Origin of the sequence: Lujinxingia vulgaris (assembly GCF_007997005.1) — a bacterium.
Taxonomy (GTDB): domain Bacteria; phylum Myxococcota_A; class Bradymonadia; order Bradymonadales; family Bradymonadaceae; genus Lujinxingia.
Genome location: NZ_VOSL01000145.1, coordinates 39,005 through 59,902, shown reverse-complemented (window position 1 = coordinate 59,902; position 20,898 = coordinate 39,005). Strand labels below are relative to the sequence as shown.

The following is a 20,898-nucleotide window of genomic DNA, read 5'->3' as shown; positions in this document are numbered from 1 at the left end:
GCTGTGAATGAATCCACAGGTGCTCTACCCACCCCCGGTGACCCTATGTCTGATGCTCCTGCCATCAAGCCTCCCCAGGCGCCCGACGACCCTCAGTCCAGCTCCGCGCTCGCTGCGCGAGTGGCCGGCTACCTGACCACAGGTGCCGGACATCTGGTGGGCACGGCGACCATTTTTGCCCTCTCCTGGATGGTGCTCACCTCGCCAGAGACCCGTAATCTTACGGTCGAAGCGCTCAGCCACGGGCTGCTCTCTCAGGTCCAGGTCGAGATCTGGCTGCAGATTGGCCTGAGCGCCTGCACCTGGGCGCTGGGAGTGATGGCGTTTCACGCCATCCGATCGGCGCGCCAGCGCACGCCGCGTCTGGTCAAGGCTCGCGGCACCGTGATCATCGAGACGCTCATCGTCTTCCCCCTCTTTTTGCTGGTGACGATGGGGCTGCTTCAGCTCACGGTCAACAACACCGCCGGCATCCTGACCACGCTGGCCGCCTTCAACGCCGGGCGCACCCTGGCGGTCTGGCATCCGGAGGCCGACGTCGGACGAAACGGCGTCAACCGGGCTATGGCCACGGACAAGGCTCGCGTCGCCGCCGCCGTCGCAGTCACCCCGGTGGCCCCCTCCGACTTCGTTTACTCCATGAACAATTGCAACAACCACAGCGAAGCCACCCTGGGGCCCAAGATCGAATCGATGACCATGGGCGGTCACGTCACCGACGTCTCCTTGAACGTCAAAGCCCACGGTAACCGCGAGCACCTCACCGTCTCCGGTGCCTTCGATCAGAGCTCCTTTTTGTCGCGAGGGCAGCGCAAGCTCAACTTTGCCTACTGCGCTACCACCGTCACGTACACCACCTCCGGCAGCGAAGTCACCGCCCGGGTGGAGTACAAGCACCAGAACGCCATGCCGATGGTCGAGCTGATCTTCGGCAACTTTGAAACGGTCGCCGGGCGCGCAGCCTTCTACTCCACGATCGAACGGGAGTTTACGACCACCTTGCAGATTCCTCCGCTCACCAATTCACCGGGCTGGTGAAACCACGGTCCTGGAGGCCTTTTATGTTGAACGCAATTCATAACTTTTTGCGCGCCCGCCTCAAGGAGCTCGACCGAGCTCAAGAAGGCGCCGTCTTCCTGCTGATGCTCGCCGGCATCCTCATCGTCTTCATCAGCGCGATGATGATGCACGACGCTGGCGACGCGGCGCGCGATAAGATCATGCTTCAGAACAGCGCCGACACCGCTGCCTTCTCGCAGTCGGTCGTCAAGGCCCGCTCGATGAACATGATCTCGTACGCCAACACGGCCAAGCGCGTCTTCTACGGCTACACGGTCGTCTACTTCAACGCCTACCAGGCGCTGATCACCAGCCTGGCGATCTACACGGCGGATTGCCTCAAGATCTTCCCCAACCCCAACTCCTGTTACCGTATGGCTGTCGGGGGGGTGCAGCTCGCCATGGAGACATTAGAGCTGACGTTTACAAACCTCCCCACCATGATGAATCGCTCCACCGACGAGATCAAAACCCTCGACATCTACCAGCAGTACATGCGCGACATCACCCCCTGGTGGGGCTATGTCGAGAACATGATGCGCGGGATTGCCAACGGCGCCACCGTCACGGCCTCCTGGCCGCCCCCTCCCGGCGACATCATCACGATTCCTGACCAGATCACCTCTGCGCTGGGCTTTATCGACGGCATTATCGGCACCTCCATCGTCGAAGATTACGTCCCCGAGCATACCGAAAAGACCGACGGCCTGCCCATCAAGCGCCACGACGCCTCGCTGGGCACCTTCGCCGCGCACGCTGGCTACTGCACCGAGTTCATCGGCACCCCCGAGCACCTGATGCTCGCCGCCGAGCACATCATGCGCAGCGACTCCGGCATCAAAGGCATCTCCAAAGATGGCCAGACCATCGGTATCTTCATCGCGCTCAACATCGTGCCGGCCATCGGCTGCACCGTCGCTGGCTTTATGCACGGCGCCGAGGTGCTCGACTACCGCGTCGACAACGGCGTTGTCGGCGGCATCATCGATGGCATTGAGCCCAACGCCTGGATGCAGTCGACCTCCAACCTCACCTTCGCCTACCAGGCCGGAGGCAAGCGCTCAGGGATCCAGCGCGACCGCTTCAACATCATCGGCGGCGACCACAACTCCAAGCCCTTCTACGCGGCCGAGGGATACTGGTCGATGGCCCGCTCGGAGTTCGTCTTCGGTGAGACCACCATCTCGGGTGCGGTCGGCGGCCTCTTTAACACCTTCAACCCCTTCAACGGGGTGATGTCGAACTTCATCGGCCGCCCCCATATGTGGTCGCCCAGCTGGACCGCGCGTCTTCGCCCGGTTCACCTCCCCGGGGAGAGCCTGGGCACCTCCTTCCAGGGCAACCCGGTGGGCATGAAGGCCGTCTACATGGACATGATCCCCTACCTGGCGCTGACCTCACTGGTCGGCTTCCTGGACTCGAACTTCTCGCTCTCCGGAGCGATCAAAGACCTGATGTACCTCTACGCTGTTAATGCCTCGATGAGCGCCGACCGACTTCAAGGGATTCAAAAATGAACATCTCTGAGACGATCCAATCTGTCGCTCGCCAGCTCCGCGATGAGGAACGCGCCACGGCGCTCACCGAGTTCGTGATCATCCTGCCGATCTTCCTGGTGGCGTTTGGCGGCATCCTCTCGCTCTACGACGCTCACGAGACCGCGCTGCGCACCCACGCGCTGGCCTCCGCCGAGCTCTGGAAGGACGTACGCCCCATCCAGACCAGCTATAAGGCGGTGCACATGCACCCGGTCGCGGGCGCCATCGACGCCGGCCTCCACTACAACGACACCGGGCAGTGGGGCGTGATGGCCGCCAAGGACATTGGCGAGTCGATCGGCGGTCTCTACGCCGACAGCGGCGGCAAGGCCTCGATGGCCGCCGTCGTTGAGAACATCGGCGTCGATCCCAAGCTCACCCTCTCCGGGGTGCTGGGTGACAACACAAGCCACACCTTCAACCTGATGAACGACCTCATCATGGCCGGCCAGATGCAAACCGGCGGCTGGGCGCAGGTTACAAGCTCCGTACTCACCCAGGCGGGTGCCCGCCCCGCCCTTGCCGCAGGTATCCGCTACGGCATCGGCTCGTCGGTGGTGCGCAAAGACTTCCCCTCCAGCCCCTGGCTCGACGGTCAGGCCGAAGCGGCCTACACCGCTGCTGCGCCGCCCATGCCGGAAGAGCGTCTGCTGGCCGTCGTCCTTACTCGCCTGGAGATGGGCACCGTCGACGCCTACCAGGAGGCGGGGATGCCCTTTACCATGGTCCCCGAGTTCGGCGCCGCCGACGGCATCAGCGTGCCTGACGCCGACGAGCTTCAGCAGCAGAGCCAGGAATGCGCGCAGGAAGCCCAGGAATGGGCCGAATGCCGCGACGAGTGGGGCGTCTTCTGCACCAAAGACAAGCCCGACTGCGGCGGCGGTGCTGCCCAGCAGAACGGTCAGGACATGCTCGATTGCCTGAAGAATCCGCCCGGCGGCGACTCGTCGAATTGCGGCTAACGCGCGATGACCTCTCTTGAGGAGCAACTTATGAAGATCCCATCCACACTACGCGTGCTGCTCAAACTCGGAGTCAGCGGAGCGGTGATCGTCGCCATCGGCGCCACCGTGCTCGTCTCCTCCTCGCCCGGCGAGGTGAAAGAGGCCGAAGCCGACCTCACCGACTTTTTGACCGGCCCGAGAGCCGAGCAGCGTAACTTTGAGCGGGTCATCGCCGAATCCGGGCTGAAGCCTCGCTCCTACGATTACAACGGCAATGACGTCTATTTCGCGGCCGGCGACTCTGAGCTCAGCCCCACTGAGCTGCTCGAGTACTATCAGGAGCGCTTCCACGCTGTCGGCGTGAACTCCAAAGCCTACACCGAGCCGCTCCTGCGCCCCGGCCCCACCGCCAACGTCTACCAGGACGCCTTCAAGGACCCGGCCTACCTGGAGCAAAACCATGCCATGATCAATGGCGAGGTGGTCCCGCTTCACGTGACCGAAGATCTCGTCGCGATGGGCTCGATGGTCCCGCGTAAGACGACCGACGACATCGCCGATCTGGTGGAGACCTGGAACCACTCCCAGAACGGGGGTCTGGACATCGAAGAAAACATGCGCTCCTACCGCATGATCGAGGCGCGCCGTAACCCGGACACCGGCGGCTCAACCGTCACCGCAACCTGGGCTGCCGACGGCTTCGATCCAAAACTGATCCGCGATCCCGACGCCGTCGGCTCACGCCCCGACATGAGCGTGCCGGCCTGCGCCGGATGCGAGCGCGTCAGCCGCCTGGCCGGTAATAATCCGGGCGAGCCCTACGTGGTCAACCTCTACAAGAGCCACGCCGCCCCGGCCTCCATTGAGCGCTTCTACCGCGCCGCCATGGAGAACCGCGGCTGGACGCTCTCCGAATCCACCGAGCTCCTCGATGAATACGCCCGCCACGTGCCCCAGCTGGCCGCGGTACATGGCGAACTCCTTAACTTCGAGCGCGACGGCCACCACGTCTCACTCATCATCGACGAGGATGAGCGCGGCGACACCATGGTCGTCTCCATCGAAGAGGGTCCCAAACCCCTCTAAGGCGTTGCTTACGCGCCTCCATCCTGCTCGAACCACAACTTCGGAACCGGCGCCTCCACCTTCAGGAGCGCGCCGGTTTTCGGGTTCTTGAGCGCGATCTTCCAGGCGTGCAACGCCTGGCGCTCAAAGGGGAGCTGCGCCAGAAGCTCAGCATCGTCAGGAGCGTCGCAGATCGCCATGAAGAACGCGTCATCGCGACTGTAGAGCTTGTCGCCGGCCACCGGCGTGCCGGCCATCGCCAGATGCGCGCGGATCTGATGCTGACGGCCCGTCTCGATGCGCACCTCCAGATCGCTGAGCGCATAGCCCCGCACCACCCGCTGCTCCAACGCCCGCACATGGGTGACCGCCCGCAGCGTGCCCTCCCCCATCTTGATCGACAGCCGGCTCTGGGCGCAGGGCCCCAGCGGCGTCTCCAGCGTCTGCTCGCGCCCGGGTGTCCACACCCGCCGTGGATCTTCGACCAGCACGCGGTAGATCTTCTCGGGATGGTCGGTGGCAAACACGCCGCGTAAGGGCGCCACCCACCGATGCTCTCTCGCACACACCAGCGCCCCGCTCGTCTCCCGATCCAGCCTGTGCACCGGCTCGGCCTCCCTAAACCCCTGGCGCCGCAGGTAATGCGTCATCGTGTTGAGGCGCACGCTGGCGCTCTCATGCACAAGCATCCCGGCCGGCTTGTTGAGCACGAGCATCGCCTCATCCTCATAGAGGATGCCCGCCTCATCATCCTGAACCTCCTCCGGCTCCAGATGTTCGCGAAGGATCACGACATCGCCCAGAAGCAGACGCATCGACGCCTTTGCACGCCTGGGAGGTACGATCCTCAGGTCGCCATCCCGAATGATGCGGCTCGCAAACGAGCGCGAGATGCGCGGGATGCGGTTGGCCAGAAACTGATCGAGGCGCCACCCTTCGAAGTTTGAGTCCACCTCGAAACGACGTTCACGAATGTTGGCTCCCCCCGGCTCAAGTTCGTAGATGTCCTCACTCACAACAACCTCGTTTGGGCTGGGCATGCGACATCACAGGCGCCCGTAAGCTCCCTTTAAGTTGACTACCACAGCGCGCCCCTAATCTCTCTACACGCACCTGAAGGCCAATCTTTCAAGGGCAGGCTCGCAGGCCCATGCTCCGGGGACTGGTAACACACACCCCTCCTCAACCCTCTTCATCATCCAACCAAACATCGCCGGGGACACCCCATGCAAGTCGACTGGATCGTAGCGCCACTCTCCGATATCGCCATGGTACCGCTCTCCGCGCTGGTACTCTTTATTGCCGTGATCGTGTTCACGCGCTGGGGGGGACTTCGCAGCTTCTCCAAGCTCTCCGCCTTTGATTTCGCGCTGACCGTGGCCATCGGCTCGCTCATCAGCAGCGCGCTGGTCACCCGCGACCCACCCTTGATGCAGGCGCTGGTTGGCCTGGCCAGCATCTTTGTGCTGCAGACCCTCACCGCCGGTCTACGCCGTCGCTTTCAGCTCTCGGCCCTGATCGACAATGAGCCCCTCCTGCTCATTTACAATGGCGAGGTGCTCCACGAGAACCTGCACACCTCCCTGCTGACCCTGGACGATCTTCGCTCTAAGCTTCGTTCTGCAGGCGTTTTGGAGCTCAAGCACGTGCGTGCAGTTGTGCTGGAGACCACGGGCAGCGTCTCGGTGATCGCCAGCACCGACGGCGATGCTCCTCTCGATCCCTGGATCCTCAAAGGCGTCCGGGGCGTCGATCACCCCGCGCCCCAGACCATCGCTACCGCGGCCAGCGCTGAGCCTCATACGCCCGGTTCTCGGGCATAAAAAAACCCGCGTCACCATAAGTGACGCGGGTCTTCAGCGAGTGGAGCCGATGGGGATCGAACCCACGACCTCTAGAGTGCGATTCTAGCGCTCTCCCAGCTGAGCTACGGCCCCGCTGGAGGGTTAACTAACCCAATCCCGGGGGGGCGTCAAGCAGCTTGAGGTACATTTTTATTCATCCCGGCTCCTGGCCCGGCTCACTCGATGGAGGGAGCGCAGCGGCCGCGCCATCCGAGCCGATCATCTCCTCGGGAGCGCCTCGGGAAGTCAGCGCCGCCACGGTCTTCTCGGCCCGGTCAAGCACCTCGTGGGTGAGGTCAGGAAGTCGCTCAAACTGGCGCTCCAGGCCCCGCACGACATGCAAGAGCCCCTGGCCCTCGGGCTGATCGGGATCTTCGCCATAAAGCAACACGTAACGCGCCGCGTTGATCTGACGGATGTAATAGCCCTTGATGTCGCGCACGTTGTTAATGGCGTATTCGACAAGCCCGCCGATGGCGAGCGTGCCCATCAGACCGCCGGCCACGCCGACCGCGCCCATCCACCCGGGAAGCTCCATGCCGCCGAGCTTGCCCAGCGCGCGTCGGTAGACATCGAGGTGGCCGGAGTAGCCCTCGCCGACGCCGTCCATGCCCATCAAAAAGGTCGTGCGGCCGAAGAGCACATACCCCAGCGTCGCCGGCAGACCCAGGCGCACCCCGGAGCGAATCGCCTGAGCGAGCAAGGGATCGTGGGCGATCTCATGCTCCATCATCTCGCCGAGACGTCCGCGCAGCTCCTTGATCTCTTCAGCGCTGGCCTTGCCCTCGCCCTGCCCCTTGCGAAAGCGCCGCCACTGCTCCTCTTCAAACTCCGAGAAGAGGCGCCCGAGCAAGCTCTCCATCTCCGCAGAGCTGACGACCTCGCGCTCAAACGCCTCGCCAAGCTGGTCATCGGTAAAGGTCGACGTCGAAAAATCCGGCCCTCCCACCGACTTCGAGACCCCGGCGGCCATATTGCGCGCCGAGATGAAGAGGTCGGCCATCCCGGTACGCGGGCCGAGGCTGCGCCCCATCACGCGCCGAAAGCTCTTGAGGTTGCGATCCACAAAGCCCGGCACACGCGCGATCGCCTCGTCGAAGAAGGTGTTGATCTGCGCCTCAAAACGCTCCTCCCACAATGAGGCGCGCTCCCCCTCGGTGGTGTCGATGCTCGGCTGCGGGGTCTCTTCACTCATGATCTCTGCTCCTGATTGCTCGCTATGTTGACAGTCGTCGGCGCATTGTGCGCCTCAGACCCGATGCGCTTCTAAGAACGACGTGATGCGCGAGAGCCCCTGGCTCAACGCGGGCTCACCGACCGTATACGCAATGCGCACGAAGCCCTGGCCTCGCTCGCCAAAGCCCTCGCCGGGGATCACCAGCACATCCTGGTCGGCGAGGAGCGCTTCGGCCAGTGCGCGTGAACTGCCGAAGTGTCCCTGCCAGGGGCGCACATCCACAAACGCGTAAAACGCTCCCTGCATCGCGCCTACCTTCAGCCCTTCGACCGAGCCGAGCAGGCGCTGCACCGTCTGGCGACGCGACGCCAGAATCACGCGGGCGTCGGCCATGGCCTCCTCGTGCGTCTTGAGCGCTTCGATCAGCGCGAGCTGAGCGGGCAGAGGCGCGCAGGTCACCAGGTGCTGATGCAGGGGGGTCAGCGCGGCGATCGTCTCAGCGGGAGCGACCATCCAGCCAATCCGCCACCCCATTACATGATGGCTCTTGGAGAGGCCGCTCACACGCACACCGCGCGCCTGCATCGATTCCAACGAGCTCAGCGTGGCGAACACTCCCGACCAGATATAATCCTTGTAGATCGCGTCTTCGAGCCAGGCCAGATCGTGGCGCTCAATCAGCGCGGCAAGCCGGCCGAGCTCCTCGCCACGGTGCAACGAGCCGGTAGGGTTGGAGGGGTTATTGAGGATAATCAGCCGGCTTGAGGGGCCAATCCGCTCGGCGATCGCATCGAGATCCAGGGCCCAGGGCTCGCCAGAGGCCGCAGGAGGCGCCAGCGGGTAGGCGACAGGGGTTGCACCGCAGGCCCGCACCAGGTTGGCGTAGGCGGGAAACCCGGGGTCCGGGACGAGCACCTCATCACCCGCCTCCACAAGCCCCAGGAGGCTGACCGCCAGGGCCTCCTGCACCCCGCAGGTGAGCATTACCTCATCAGGCGCACAGCCCACATGGGACGCGACCGCAGCGCGCGCCTCACCGAGCCCGGCGTTCGGCGTGTACGGCGCGCGCGCGCCAGAGTGCAGCACGGAAGCAGCCCCGCGCGCGGCAGCCGCGCTCACGGGCAGGTCGGTCTGCCCCAGCCCGAAGTCGATGGTCTCCGGTCCCATCCCGGCACGCAGCGCGCGGATCAGCGTAGGCTCAATCGCCAGCGCCCGCGCCGAGGGGCTCAGAGGCCGCCGAGCACTCATCGCAAGAGCTCCTCAAGGGCCGAGCGGGCGTCGGTGCGTTCGTCGCGGTACTTGATGATCAACAGCGCGGCCATCGTCAGACCGTGCGTCTTCGCAAAGTCGCCGCGGGCCGGACGGCTGCCCGGGATCACCACCGCGCCAGCCGGGATCTTCAGCGGCTCCTCAGCCGTGGCCCGATAGACCTCCTCGCGCACCAGGTCAAAAACCGGGGTGCTCGCCGTGATCACACATCCGGCCCCGATCACCGCCCCTTTGCCCACCTGCACCCCTTCGTAGAGGCCGGTGTTGCCACCGATCAACGCGTCATCTTCGACGATCACCGGCGTCTGCCCGATGGGCTCCAACACCCCGCCCACCTGCGCGCCCGCCGAGAGATGCACCCGCTCCCCAATCTGCGCGCAGCTCCCCACCAGCGCGTGGCTGTCGACCATCGACTGCGCCCCCACATACGCCCCGACGTTGACAAAAGCCGGCGGCATCATCGTGACCCGCTCACCAATGTAGGCCCCGCGGCGCACTGAGCTTCCCCCGGGCACCACGCGAACCCCCCGCTCCACCACCGGCAGGCGCTGGGCCGGGTAGGTGTCTTTATCGCTGAACTGAAGATCGTTCCCGCCCATCTCCACGTTCTGCCCGAGCCGAAACCCCAGCAGGATGCCTCGCTTGACCGAAGGCTCCACCACCCAGCCCTGCTCCGAGGGGTAGGCCGCGCGCACGCTGCCCTCTTCGAGAAGTTTGAGAAATGCCTCAAAGTCGGCGCGGGCCTCCTGGCCGAGCGCGTCGGCCGGACGTTCAAAATGAGCATCAATCGCGTTGAGAAGTTCGGGACGCTTCACAGGTCTTCCTCACAGGTCAGGTGGAGTCGGGCGCAAAAAGCTAAGCGCCAAAACACATCGAGGCCACAGCCGCAGCGGCGCGTTCGCGTCGTCGGCTGTGGCCTCGAGTCGATGCCTCATGGCGATCGCGATCGCCAGATGCTTACTGAGCTTCTTCCGCCGGAGCTTCCTCCGCCGGCGTCGGCGCGATCTCGGCCGGAGCAGTCGTGTCCTCAACGGGAACTTCGTCAGCCGGAGCAGGCGCCGCCTCTTCGGGCGACTCTACGTTGAGCTCGATCGGCGCCTCATTGGCCGGAGCCGGGGCGGGCGCGGAGCCGCTACCACCTTCTTCGATGATCTGCTCAACCTGCGACTGCGGCGTCTCGCCAGCGGTCTGACTCAAGTCCAGCGCCGACTGCGGACGGCTGGAGTACCAGGCCAGCGCCATGCTGGTCACAAAGAAGGTCGCGCCCAGCGCCACGGTCAGCTTGCCCAGAAAGGTCGCCGCGCCTCGCCCACCAAAGATCTGCTGGCCGACCGCCGCGGCACCTCCAAAACCGGAACCCATGCCGCCGCCCTTGCCCGACTGCAGCAAGATCACGACAACAATAACGAAGCTGACAATAACGTGGATGACGAGCAATAAGGTTTGCATGATAGTTTCAAACCGAGAGAGGTTGGATTTTTTCGCGTTCGATCTTTACTTGTCTGCGGGGCAAAGCCGCGCAGCCTGCGCGCGCGAAGATTTTGCGGCCCCAAAAGCCGAGAGTTCATACCGTAGCGACGAACCGAACGCAAGCGACGAGACCTATGAGTGACCCCCGTTCCAAAGACCAGCTGCCCTGGCCCCGACTCATTGAGCGTCTGGAGCGTTCGCAACAACGCCTGGAAGCGGCCCACACCGACTACCTGGAAGCGGCTGCAGCCAGCCAGCGCGCCTTAAGCCAGGTGCTTGAGTCGCATGCCGAGCTGGTGGATACCATCCGCCACCTCGCCAGCGCGCAGCAACCTTCGCAGGACTCCGCGGCCGAAGATCCACCGGCCGAGCCCGCGCCCCCCGAGGAGGAGACCTCCTCAGAAGCCATCGCGACGGCGGCGCATTCCCCGCACGTCGCGGTGAGCCCCACCTCCGGCGCGCTCTCCGACGCCGAGCTTCCGGCGCGCACATCGATCCCTCCCCTTCCCGCATCGCCTTCGCCCGCTTCGGCGACGGGGGCTTCGGCGGCGCGCCACATCACGTCTCCGACCCTCGCGCCGGTCGACGCCCCGGGCCAACCCCTGCCGGCGCTCAAGCGCGGCCAGCGCGCCCTGATCACCAACGACGGCTTCGGTGTGGCGCCCCTTCTGGCCGAGCTGCTTAACGCCCGGGGGGTGCGCGCCCGCGTCGAGGGGCGTCGCCCCGAGCTCAACGGCCCCACCGACGTCGTCATCTTTCTGGGCAGCCTGCGCGCCCCGGCGCATCTCGATGACGCCATGAGCGTGGTCGAAGACGCCCTGGTCACCGCCGAGCGCTTCACCACACGCCTGATGCAACCCGGCGCCGGTTTTGTCGCGGTGCTCGACTCCGCCGGCGCCTTCGGGCTGGAGCCCTTCGACCCGGTTGTCGCCCCGTATGGCGCCGCTGTGGGGCTCGCCCGCGCGCTGCGCCACCGCCACCGCGCGGCACACGTCAAGGTCATCGACCTCAACGCCGAAGGCCTTGATACTCGCACCATCGCTCAACATCTCGCCAATGAGCTCTTTGAAGGTGCCGAGAGCTCGCCGGTAGCGCTGGGCCCCGCGGGGCGGCGAGAGGTGCGCTGGGAGCCCTTTGCCAACCGCGCCACCCCGGCGCCCTGGCTCGACGACACCGGCGCGCCGCTGATCTATGTGCCCGGCCCCGGCGCCGTGCTCGCCACGGCCGTCGAACGCCTGGCGATCGCCCACGAGCTCCCGGTGGCCGTGCTCAACCGCCCGGGCGTCTCCACCCAGCTCGCCAGGCGCATGGCCGAGCGCGGCGTCGCCCTGCGCAGCGCCGACTACGATCTGGAGCGCCTCTTCCCCACCATGGACTTCTTAGACGCCCTGCGCGCCGACCACGGCCCGATCGCCGCCATCGTCGCCGAGCCCTTCCCCGCCCGCCGCCCCGATGACGTGCTGCGCTGGGACGCCACACGCCCGGCCCTCGACGAATTCAACGCCCTGCTCGCCATGACGATCAACGATCCGCTCAACCTGCTCGCCGTCGGCCTTGGGCCGGGCACTCCGGCGGTGGTCGCCTCGGCCATCCGCTACTTTGCCCGCGCCGAGAGCCTGCGTCGCAACGAGCGCCTGCAGGTCCGCCTGGTCCACCTCGATGGCGCCGGCGCGCCGACCCGCGGTGACCTCGGCCCCCGCGACTTCGCCCTCACCGAGCTCCTCTCCGCCGATGAGCCCGCCATGGCCGAAGTCCGCTTTGAGCGCACCTCATCGCGCCCCGCGACGCAGCGCTGACCCGGTGCGTCAGCGCACCCGGGGCACCACCACCTCCAGGCGAGTGGGGTTGTCGGTGTACCCGGAGCGCCGCCGCAGCTCGCGAAGCCAGGCGCAGCCCGCGTCGACCTGCTCACCCGCATCATCCGGACACACGATCTCAACCCGGGGCACGGCCTCATAGCGACGCGCTTCATCCGCCGGACGCACCCAGAGCTGATAGAGCCCGTCGGCCGACTGATACACCGTGTAGCTCGGCGCGCTCGGCTGCAGTCGCTGCACATCGGTGCCAAAGAGCCCGGGGCCTCGAAGCCTGGCGACCGCTCCTTTGATCGGGGGCGGCTCCTTGAGCTCGACCTGCTGCGAGCTCTCAGCCTCCACGGCAACCTCCACAACCTCGCCACCCTCTTGCGCCATGCGGTAGCTCCCCTCGGCCAGGAGCACGCGCTGGCCGCACGCCACCTCAAAGGTCGCGTCGACCACCACGCGCTCTCCCCCACCCTCACAGATCGGCTCGACCTGACCGACGCGCAGACAACGCTTCAATCGAGGGGCCGACGCCTGCCCGTGACGTATCCCGTAGAAGTCGCGTTGATGCATGGCCGCCTCGCACAACCCCATCGCATCGTAGGCCCCCACAATCGCCTCCAACATCTCCGGCTCACCGGCGATGCCGTAGGCGCGGTGAAGCTCGACAAGCGCCTCGCCATAGCGACCCTCCGCCAGATGGCGAAGCCCGTCGCCATAATACACACCGGCTTCCGCCTCCTGCTGGCCCCAGGCCGGCACGCTGACCAGAAGCGCAAACGCGCCCACTACCCCGCCAACCCATCCTCGACCACCACGCATCGAACCTCCTGCATGTCCACTCATCTTTACCACCGCGTTTCGGCGCGCACCTTAACACAGAGTGAAAGATCGCCCCAAAGGTCTGGCCCTGCCGCGCGCATCTCGGTCGCATGTCCGCGGTCGCGACCGCCCCTGCCTGCAACCTCGCACTCGGGGCTTGCACCCCACCGCGCTTGTGCCTAAGTTGCCGCGCGTCTTCGCGACGCCCAACCTCTCCCGTCCCTTTCTGTGTTGTATCGACTCAGCAGTCTCCCCCGCTTGAGGCCTCTTTTATGTCCGATAACCTGGCGTCTCTGATCCGAAGCGCAAACCCCCAGGCTTTCCACAGCGCCCTGCGCTCTCGCCAGGAGCGCGACGCGTCCTCCCCCATCTCCCTCGAAGCTCAGACCTTCCGTGAGCTTACCCTCACCGGCTTCGACTTCTCGGAGCTCGACCTGACCAACTGCGCCTTCGAGAACTGCACGCTCAGTGAAGTGCGGTTCAAAGATGCCATCCTCGACGGCGCCTTCTTCGAAGGCGTCACCCTGCTGCACTGCCACTTTGAAGGCGGCAGCTACGAGGGCTGGGCGCTCGACGCCAGCACCTTGAGCCGCTGCTCCTTTGACCAGGTCGTGATCGGCGACAACGAGTGGACCGACTGCCGCCTCAACGAATGCGAACTCGAGGGCCTGGCCGCTCAAGATTGGATGATGGAGCGCGTCACCTTCAAGGGCGGACGCTGGCAGAACGTCTCGATCGAGGGCGGAGACTGGTCGCACGTGACCCTGCGTGAGCTCATCGTCGATGCCACCACCATCACCGACGTCGACGCCAAAAACTGCTACCACGTCGAGGTGGCGCTGCGCGGCACCGAACTCCCCGAAGGCTTCCTCGAGAAGAGCGGACGCCGCAAAGCCCTCTAGGCCTCCTGGTTTTTTTCTAAGAAAAGAGCCGCCCCGGGCATGCCCGGGGCGGCTCTTTTTTATCGCGCACCTGCAGCCGACATTTCACGCCAGCCCGCGCGCCACGATCTCCTGCACAAAATAACTCGCCACATCCGGCGCGGTCGTCCCCGGCCCAAAACCGGCGTCATACCCCAGCTCCAGCGCGAGCTCATGGGAGATGCGCGGCCCACCACAGACCACCACCATCTTCTGGCGCAAGCCCTCAGCCTCGAGCATATCGATGAGCTCGGCCAGGTTCTTGATGTGCACATCTTTCTGGGTCACGACCTGGCTGACCAGCAGCGCGTCGGCCTGTTTTTCCACCGCGTGCGCGATCAGGTCTTCGTTACGCACCTGCATGCCCAGGTTGTAGGCGTTGATCATCGGGTAGCGCTCCAGGCCATAATCCCCGTTGTAGCCCTTCATATTCATGATCGCGTCGATGCCCACCGAATGCGCGTCGGTGCCGGTGCAGGCCCCCAGAACGGTGATCTTCCGCCCGATCTGCGCTTCGATAAAGGCGTTGATCGCATAAAAATCCATGCGCTCGCTCTCGACCTTCGCCACCTGAATCTGCGTGAAGTCGATCGCCTCGGTAAAGCGCCCGTACACCAGAAAATAGGTGTAGCCCTCACCGAGATCCTGCATGTGATAGACCTGCGGATCTTCAAGCCCCATCTTCCGGGCGACCATCCGGGCGGCCTCCCGCGCCTCCTCCCCGCAGGGCACCGGCAGGGTAAAGCTCGTCTGCACCTGGCCATCATCGAGCGTATCGCCGTAGGGCCGCACCCGCGTCAGATCGGGCGGCGTCGCCCCAACTCGTCCTACTACTGCCATCACAACCTCCGCGATCCAGGATCGCTGCCTGTCACCTGATCCGTTCTCACCAGCCGGAGTTCGCCATTGCGACCCGGACCAGCCTCAGCTTCGTATTCTTAACGCGTTTGCTCCCCGCGCTGCTCGGCCTCGCTCCAGCGCGCGAAGGGGCGCACAACCAGCTGCGAGTTATAATACCGGGGCATCCCCGAGACCTCGGCGCCCAGCCACGACGGACGCTCAAAGTGCTCATCGGCGCTCGCCAGCTCAACTTCGGCGACGATCAGCCCCCGGTTTTCACCGGAGAACTCATCGATCTCCCAGAGATGATCGCCGACCTCGACCTCGTGGCGAACCTTCTCGAGCCGATGCCCCTCACAAAAGAGCGCGAGCATCTCGCGGGCCTCTTCCACCGGGATCGCATACTCAAACTCGGCGCGCGCAAGATCGCGGACCGGGCCTTTCAGCGTCAAGAACGCCGCATCCCCGGCCACCCGCACCCGCACCGTAGTATCCGGCGAAGACGCCAGATACCCCTGGGCCAGGGGCTGACTGCGCCGAATATGTGCCCGCCAGCTCGCATCGCTGACCAGAAATTTTCGCTCGATCTCGGTGCCCATCACCCGCTCGCCATTGCTTGCCCTGGTGCACCCGGTGAGCAACTTCTCCGAACGCAAGCCAGCGCTGTTTGCGGCCGACTGCTGCGGCCCTGCTGCGCGCCACGCTGGCACGGCGCGATGGCCCTCGTCAACGACCGCCTCTTTATGATCGCATCCCCTACCGAGAGCACAGGCATGACCAGGCGCCACGCCACCTCCGACGCCCTCTTTCAACTTCATCGCGCGCTGCTCGAAGACGACCACCAGTGGCCCGCGCCCCGACCCGACCACCCCCTGGTGCGTCCCGAGCAACGCGTGCTCGCCAGGCAGCAGTGGGCCCGGCGAGCCTCGGCCACCCGCCAGAGCGTCGAGCAGATCATCGGGTGGCTGGCTGCCATCAGTCTTAGCGACGCCCCGGCCGCAGCGTTAAGCCCGGCGATCTTCAGCCTCGATGAGCTCAACCGCCACCTCTACCTCACCCTGCACATCTGCGAGGCCCTGGGCGCCTCACCCCAGGAGGTGCCGGAGCACGCCACCTCCCTCTCGCCCACCCCCGAGGCCATCTTCGACGCGGGCGTTGAGATCTTCGTCTTTAACCTGACGCTTTCACGCGCCACCTACCTGGGCCTGAGCGCGGTCAGCTCCGACAACGCCATCATCAAGCTCTGCGAGACCATCGAGCGCAGTCTCACCGAGGTCATCGCCGCCTCGCGCACGCTGCTCGACTGGCTCCTCACCACCCACCAGCGCAACGCCGCGCGCCAGGCTCGCGCCCGCACGCCCTCGCTACTCTTTGCCTACGAGCGCCTCTTTGACGCCGGCCCGCAGACCCTCGATCGCCTCGCGGGTCAGGAGATCAGCGTCGACACCGAGGCCGGAAACCTCGGCACCCTTCAGCCCGCACAGCTCGCCGCGATCTACTACCACACCGTCGACCAGGAGATCTTCCCCTGGCTCGATCACCTCGGGCTGCGCAGCGACGAGGCCTGGCGCGTGCACTATGAGGTCTCCCCCTCACCCGACGCCTCGCCTGCCTGCGCCGCTGCCGTCGGTATCGACCTGACCGCCCCGTCCCACTAAACGCAGGGCGCTGACGCCACCGCACACCAACCTTTACCTGCCCGCTTCTTGGAATTTCACCCCCCTTTCCCTACATTGTCCGACTGATAAGCCCTCGTCGGCAGGGCTATGTACCTTTCTGCAGTGAGCTCTCGATGCGTCCATCCTCTTTCGCGCTCCTCCTGGTGCCGGGCCTTGTTTGCCTGGCCGCCGCCTGTTCTCAATCGACCGAACCGAGCCCGGAGCAGCCGATCATCGTCGTTGAAGATCCCGTCCCGGACGCCTCCGACCCTTCAACGCTTCCCGACGCCGGCGTCGATCCTGATCCCGACGCGACCGCTGAGACCGGCCGCGTTGACGGCGAGGCTTGCGAGAGCGACGCGAACTGCCGCAGTGGCTTCTGCGCCCCCGACCCGGACTGGCCCGGCGGTTACTGCACCACCGTCGATTGTGAGACCCGCGTCGATTGCGCGAGCGACGGCGAAAACAACGCCTGCCTGCACCCCGGCCGCGGCTCCAACTTCTGCGTGCGCCTGTGCACCTCCAACGACGAATGCCGCGAGGGCTACGTCTGCCAGGGCCTCTCTCAAACAGAAGGCTACTGCGCTCCGAACCCCGCGCCCCCCTTCGATGGTCCCGGCGACGACTTCCCCTTCGAGGTCTCCTGCACGCCCAGCCCTGAGGGCCGCGCAAGCCTGGCCTTCGACGTCTCCGACGATCTTCACTCGTACACCGTGGTCCCCTTCGTCTCCTCGGGGCGACGGCTCTTCCCCAGCTCGGTGACCTCCGATCTCGACGGCACCTCGTTTAACCTGCGCCAGGAGAACGGCTTCCAGTCCACCGGCGCCCAGCTCTTCGGCTTTATCAACCCCACGATCTTTCCGGCCGTCCCCGACGACATCGGCAAGATCCGCGAGGGCGCGCACACCTACCGCCTGAGCACCGACGACAGCGAGGTCTGCCATTACCTGCTCGAGCGCCCCACCCGCGGCACCGAGATCGATCTGAACATCTACCTGGTCGGGTTGAGCTACCTGGGCCTTAACGCCAACACCGCCGCCAACCACGACGACCTGCAAGACATCCTGGCCACCGTCGAGTCCATCTACAACCAGGCCGACGTCTCGCTGGGACAGGTGCGCTACTTCTCGGTCCCGGAAGACGCCGAAGAGGCCTACAGCGTTGTGCGCAGCGAAGCCGATGTGGCGCGTCTGGCCATGCTCACCGAGGCGCCGGGCACCGACGCCGACAGCATGCTCAGCGCCAACCTGATCCTGGTGCAAAACTTCGACTTCACCGACTCCGCCGGAACGCTCGGCATCTCTATGGGCATCCCCGGCGCGCCCGCCCTGCACGGCTCCGGCATCAGCGGCGTGGCGCTAACCGGCGAGTACATCGGCCGGGGCGGGAGCCGCTTTGACGGCAACGCCTTTACCGCCAACATCATCGCCCACGAGCTCGGCCACTTCCTGGGGCTCTTTCACACCACCGAATCCACCGCACGCAACTTCGATCCCCTCGACGACACCCCCCGCTGCACCGAGGGCTTTCCGGAGAGCTGCCCCGATCTCGGCAACCTGATGTTCCCCCTGGCCGACCCCGGCAATTTCACCGTCACCGCCGATCAGGCCCACGTCATCGGCGTGAACCCGCTGGTCAAATAAGCTCAAAGAAGCGCCACCGCTCCCTCCAGCATCGCCGCTCACGCCGACGTTTTCGATCTTAATAAGGCACCGCCATGAAGCTCTTTCTGATCGCACTGACCTTGCTCAGCCTGCTGGCCACCGGCGCCAGCGCTGAGCCTGCCGCCAAACCTTCTGACCCCTCCGCGCCCGGCGTCAGCGACGACGCCAGCACCTCCGGCGACGCCCACATCGAAGAAGCCGTGCTGATGCTCCTCTCCCAGCATCACCGCGCGCCCACGCTCAAGCAGCTCGAAGGCCTCACCCCGCGCGCTCGCCACTTCGTCGAGCGCATCGCCCGCGACGAGAGCGCGTTTGCGTTCCACCGCGAGCGGGCGCTTATCGCCCTGGGCTACTGGGCCGACGACGACACCTTCAACTACCTCACCGGACTGCTCGACGACCCGCAGACCGATGTGAGCCTGCTTCACACCTTGCTCCCCCTGCTCGCCAACAGCTTTGGCGAGCGCGCGGTGGGCGAGCTTACCCCCTTTGTGCTGGAGCACGATGACGTGCAGGTGCGTATCAGCGCCGCGGCCGCGCTGGGGCGCCTCAACAGCGACGCGGCGTTTAAGATCCTCGACATCGCCATCGAGCAGGAACCCAACCCCATCGCTCGCCAGCGCATCGAAGACGCCGCCGCCCGCCTGCGCTAAACCAGTGCTGTGTTGGACTGCACCTGGGAGGGCCGAGGTCTCACAGCGTCAGGCCGTGGCCCCAGCGTGTTCGGGCGCTTCACTGGCCCGACGAGCCGCCTCTGCAAAGACGCGGCGGGCGTTGCCTTCGCTGATCTTCTCAATCGCGTCGTCGTCATAGCCGCGACGGCGCATCCCCTCGATCATCGTCTGAATGTCGCGGCAATCGTGATGATCGGCCAGAATTGTGGGCAGCCAGCCGTCGTAATCCGAGCCCAGCGCCACGTGCTCAACCCCGACCCGCTGCACAAAATAATCGAGATGATCGAGGGCCACCTCGGTGGTGGCGCGCCAGCGCCCGCTTAAGTAGCGCGGCGCAAAGATCACCCCCATCACCCCACCGGTCTCGGCGATGGCATCGATCGCCCGATCACTGATGTTGCGTGGGTGTTCAAACACCCCCTTCGCCCCGGTATGCGTGCACATCACCGGCGCCTGACTCGCCGCACAGGCGTCGAGCACGCAGGGGTTGTTGACGTGCGCCAGATCCACGACGACGCCGTAGCGGTTGAGCTCCTCCACGAGCCTGCGACCAAACGCGGTGAGCCCATCTCGCTCGTTTGCGCCGCGCCCCATCGACGGCGTCGCCGCCGAGTTGGCTGAAAAGTGGGTGAGCGTCAGATACCCCACGCCCATCTGAGCGAGCTCTCGCACACGCTCGATCTTCGCGTTGAGCATGTGAGCCCCCTCCACGCCCGGCCCAAGGCCCAGACGTGCCGGGCGCGCTCCCGAGGCCGCCCACCCCGCCGCGCCCCACACTCGCTCCACCCGATCATCGTCGGCGCAGAGCCCATCGAGGTAGGCAATCTGCTTCTTCAACTCCTGCCAGCCGGCCTCACGCTCCACCGGCCAGTAGTGGATCCCCAGGCACGCCCCGCTGTAGCCGCCCTCGATCATGCGCGGGACGTCCGCATGCCAGAAAAGCGGCTGCCCGCCGATACCCCGGCGATGCTTTTTGCGAAGATCGTAGCCAAAAAGACGCTGCTGAATGATCGAGTCGACGTGCAGATCCAGAATCCCCAAAACTCACCTCGCGTCGTTGAGCCAGACAATGCCCCCACTCTAGCGCACCTGATGCTCCCACGCGACGCCCCTCACTCCCCCTCTATGCACTTAGCGCCCGGGGGCTCGCATCGCGCATGATCCGCCCAGGCGAGCGCCCAACATCGCGCAGATCCCGACGAGCTCGGCCTCATCCACCTCATCAAACGCCGCCGGCCGATCCGAGTCCACATCGAGCACCGCCACGACCTCGCCATCGGCCAGGCACACCGGCACCACGATCTCCGAGCGCGTGGTGGCCGAGCAGGCGATATGCGCCGCATCGGCCAGCACATCATCGACCCGCTGCACCTCGGCGGTGCGCGCCGCGCGCCCGCATACGCCGCGCTCAAAGGGGATCGTCAGACACCCGTGCCCTCCCTGATAAGGCCCCACCTTGAGCATCCCCGGCGAGGTCACGCGGTAGAAGCCGGTCCAGTCGAAGTCGTCAAAGGCGTGATGTAGCTCGCAGACCACCGTGGCCAGCATCGCCACCTCATCGCGCTCCCCCTCCAGCAGCGCGTGCAGACGCTCGGCGACCTCGCGATAGCGGGCCCGCCTCTCGGCTCGCGACCGCCCGCGCGGCAGCGGCGCATCCATCAGTTCTCCTCCCGCGGCTCAAAGTTGAGCGCCGCTGAGTTCACACAAAAACGCATGCCCGTCGGTGCCGGACCATCGGGGAAGACGTGCCCCAGGTGCGCCCCACAGCTCGCGCATAAGATCTCGGTGCGCACCATCCCGTGCGAGCGATCCTGACGGGTCATCACCCGCTGCGCATCGATCGCATCGTAAAAACTCGGCCAGCCGCTGCCCGAGTCGTATTTGGCGCTCGAATCAAAAAGCGGCGCTCCACAGGCCACGCACGCATACACGCCGTCGCCTTTATGGTTGTAATACTTCCCGCTGAAAGGCGGCTCGGTGCCGCACTGACGGGTCACCCGGTAGGCTTCTTCCCCCAGAATCTCGCGCCATTCTTCCTCACTGCGCTCGATCTGAAACCCTGCCTTCTCGTCTCGCTCATCACTCATGTTAACTCCTGGCTGAAGCTCCCTGATTTGACCTCGGCAACCCCCCTTTGCGTTGCCATCACTTG

21 protein-coding genes and 1 tRNA gene are annotated in these 20,898 nt (G+C 65.4%); 10 read left to right on the top strand and 12 right to left on the bottom strand.

Annotated elements, in window-relative coordinates; genetic code table 11:
• The first annotated feature begins 45 nt into the window (after positions 1–45).
• From FRC96_RS20245 to FRC96_RS20230, 4 genes are read left to right on the top strand one after another with little or no spacing between them, the layout of a single operon-like run.
• Positions 46–1,038, top strand: coding sequence for a TadE/TadG family type IV pilus assembly protein (locus FRC96_RS20245; RefSeq protein WP_146977306.1), 993 nt, complete (start codon positions 46–48; stop codon positions 1,036–1,038).
• Positions 1,039–1,061: 23 nt separating this feature from the next.
• Positions 1,062–2,576, top strand: a complete 1,515-nt coding sequence (locus tag FRC96_RS20240; protein WP_146977304.1) for a hypothetical protein — start codon at positions 1,062–1,064, stop codon at positions 2,574–2,576.
• Entirely contained in the window at positions 2,573–3,559 is a 987-nt protein-coding gene (locus tag FRC96_RS20235) for a TadE/TadG family type IV pilus assembly protein (protein WP_146977302.1), read from the top strand. Before FRC96_RS20240 ends, FRC96_RS20235 begins: the two co-directional genes overlap by 4 nt.
• A gap of 30 nt (positions 3,560–3,589) precedes the next feature.
• Positions 3,590–4,627, top strand: coding sequence for a hypothetical protein (locus tag FRC96_RS20230; protein ID WP_146977300.1), 1,038 nt, complete (start codon positions 3,590–3,592; stop codon positions 4,625–4,627).
• A gap of 8 nt (positions 4,628–4,635) precedes the next feature.
• Here FRC96_RS20230 and FRC96_RS20225 read toward each other — a convergent pair whose 3' ends face one another.
• Positions 4,636–5,646 carry a pseudouridine synthase gene (locus FRC96_RS20225; protein ID WP_146977298.1) on the bottom strand — a complete coding sequence of 337 codons (1,011 nt, stop codon included), beginning with the start codon at positions 5,644–5,646 and terminating at the stop codon, positions 4,636–4,638.
• A 186-nt stretch (positions 5,647–5,832) separates the two neighbouring features.
• Here FRC96_RS20225 and FRC96_RS20220 point away from each other — a divergent pair, with 186 nt between their 5' ends.
• Positions 5,833–6,429 carry a DUF421 domain-containing protein gene (locus FRC96_RS20220; protein ID WP_230470514.1) on the top strand — a complete coding sequence of 199 codons (597 nt, stop codon included), beginning with the start codon at positions 5,833–5,835 and terminating at the stop codon, positions 6,427–6,429.
• Between the two features lie 41 nt (positions 6,430–6,470).
• Here FRC96_RS20220 and FRC96_RS20215 read toward each other — a convergent pair.
• From FRC96_RS20215 to secG, 5 genes are all read right to left on the bottom strand, one after another.
• Positions 6,471–6,543 (bottom strand) — tRNA-Ala (locus tag FRC96_RS20215).
• Positions 6,544–6,604: 61 nt separating this feature from the next.
• Positions 6,605–7,645 carry a hypothetical protein gene (locus tag FRC96_RS20210; RefSeq protein ID WP_146977296.1) on the bottom strand — a complete coding sequence of 347 codons (1,041 nt, stop codon included), beginning with the start codon at positions 7,643–7,645 and terminating at the stop codon, positions 6,605–6,607.
• Between the two features lie 54 nt (positions 7,646–7,699).
• Positions 7,700–8,875 (bottom strand): pyridoxal phosphate-dependent aminotransferase, encoded by a 1,176-nt coding sequence (locus FRC96_RS20205; RefSeq protein WP_146977294.1) that lies wholly within the window; start codon positions 8,873–8,875, stop codon positions 7,700–7,702.
• Complete coding sequence (locus FRC96_RS20200; protein WP_146977292.1) at positions 8,872–9,711, bottom strand: 2,3,4,5-tetrahydropyridine-2,6-dicarboxylate N-succinyltransferase; 840 nt, start codon at positions 9,709–9,711, stop codon at positions 8,872–8,874. Before FRC96_RS20200 ends, FRC96_RS20205 begins: the two co-directional genes overlap by 4 nt.
• A gap of 142 nt (positions 9,712–9,853) precedes the next feature.
• Positions 9,854–10,345 carry a preprotein translocase subunit SecG gene (secG, locus tag FRC96_RS20195; RefSeq protein WP_146977290.1) on the bottom strand — a complete coding sequence of 164 codons (492 nt, stop codon included), beginning with the start codon at positions 10,343–10,345 and terminating at the stop codon, positions 9,854–9,856.
• A gap of 155 nt (positions 10,346–10,500) precedes the next feature.
• Here secG and FRC96_RS20190 point away from each other — a divergent pair, with 155 nt between their 5' ends.
• A complete protein-coding gene (locus FRC96_RS20190) occupies positions 10,501–12,162 on the top strand; it encodes a hypothetical protein (RefSeq protein WP_146977289.1) in 1,662 nt (553 codons plus the stop codon).
• 9 nt (positions 12,163–12,171) lie between these two features.
• On the opposite strand, the gene FRC96_RS20185 is transcribed toward FRC96_RS20190, so the two are convergent.
• Complete coding sequence (locus tag FRC96_RS20185; protein ID WP_146977287.1) at positions 12,172–12,990, bottom strand: hypothetical protein; 819 nt, start codon at positions 12,988–12,990, stop codon at positions 12,172–12,174.
• A gap of 272 nt (positions 12,991–13,262) precedes the next feature.
• On the opposite strand from FRC96_RS20185, the gene FRC96_RS20180 reads away from it, so the two are divergent.
• Complete coding sequence (locus FRC96_RS20180; RefSeq protein WP_230470513.1) at positions 13,263–13,892, top strand: pentapeptide repeat-containing protein; 630 nt, start codon at positions 13,263–13,265, stop codon at positions 13,890–13,892.
• Between the two features lie 84 nt (positions 13,893–13,976).
• Here FRC96_RS20180 and FRC96_RS20175 read toward each other — a convergent pair whose 3' ends face one another.
• Entirely contained in the window at positions 13,977–14,750 is a 774-nt protein-coding gene (locus FRC96_RS20175) for an OAM dimerization domain-containing protein (protein ID WP_146977283.1), read from the bottom strand.
• 98 nt (positions 14,751–14,848) lie between these two features.
• Complete coding sequence (locus tag FRC96_RS20170; protein ID WP_146977281.1) at positions 14,849–15,349, bottom strand: CYTH domain-containing protein; 501 nt, start codon at positions 15,347–15,349, stop codon at positions 14,849–14,851.
• Positions 15,350–15,523: 174 nt separating this feature from the next.
• On the opposite strand from FRC96_RS20170, the gene FRC96_RS20165 reads away from it, so the two are divergent.
• From FRC96_RS20165 to FRC96_RS20155, 3 genes are all read left to right on the top strand, one after another.
• Positions 15,524–16,408, top strand: a complete 885-nt coding sequence (locus FRC96_RS20165; RefSeq protein ID WP_146977279.1) for a hypothetical protein — start codon at positions 15,524–15,526, stop codon at positions 16,406–16,408.
• 134 nt (positions 16,409–16,542) lie between these two features.
• A complete protein-coding gene (locus FRC96_RS20160) occupies positions 16,543–18,051 on the top strand; it encodes a hypothetical protein (protein ID WP_146977277.1) in 1,509 nt (502 codons plus the stop codon).
• Positions 18,052–18,125: 74 nt separating this feature from the next.
• Positions 18,126–18,725 carry a HEAT repeat domain-containing protein gene (locus FRC96_RS20155; RefSeq protein WP_146977275.1) on the top strand — a complete coding sequence of 200 codons (600 nt, stop codon included), beginning with the start codon at positions 18,126–18,128 and terminating at the stop codon, positions 18,723–18,725.
• Positions 18,726–18,773: 48 nt separating this feature from the next.
• Here FRC96_RS20155 and FRC96_RS20150 read toward each other — a convergent pair whose 3' ends face one another.
• From FRC96_RS20150 to msrB, 3 genes are all read right to left on the bottom strand, one after another.
• On the bottom strand, positions 18,774–19,787 hold the full coding sequence (locus FRC96_RS20150) for a dipeptidase (protein ID WP_146977273.1): 1,014 nt from the start codon (positions 19,785–19,787) through the stop codon (positions 18,774–18,776).
• A 90-nt stretch (positions 19,788–19,877) separates the two neighbouring features.
• On the bottom strand, positions 19,878–20,405 hold the full coding sequence (locus FRC96_RS20145) for a GAF domain-containing protein (protein ID WP_146977271.1): 528 nt from the start codon (positions 20,403–20,405) through the stop codon (positions 19,878–19,880).
• On the bottom strand, positions 20,405–20,833 hold the full coding sequence (msrB, locus tag FRC96_RS20140) for a peptide-methionine (R)-S-oxide reductase MsrB (protein ID WP_146977269.1): 429 nt from the start codon (positions 20,831–20,833) through the stop codon (positions 20,405–20,407). Before msrB ends, FRC96_RS20145 begins: the two co-directional genes overlap by 1 nt.
• Positions 20,834–20,898: the final 65 nt, after the last annotated feature.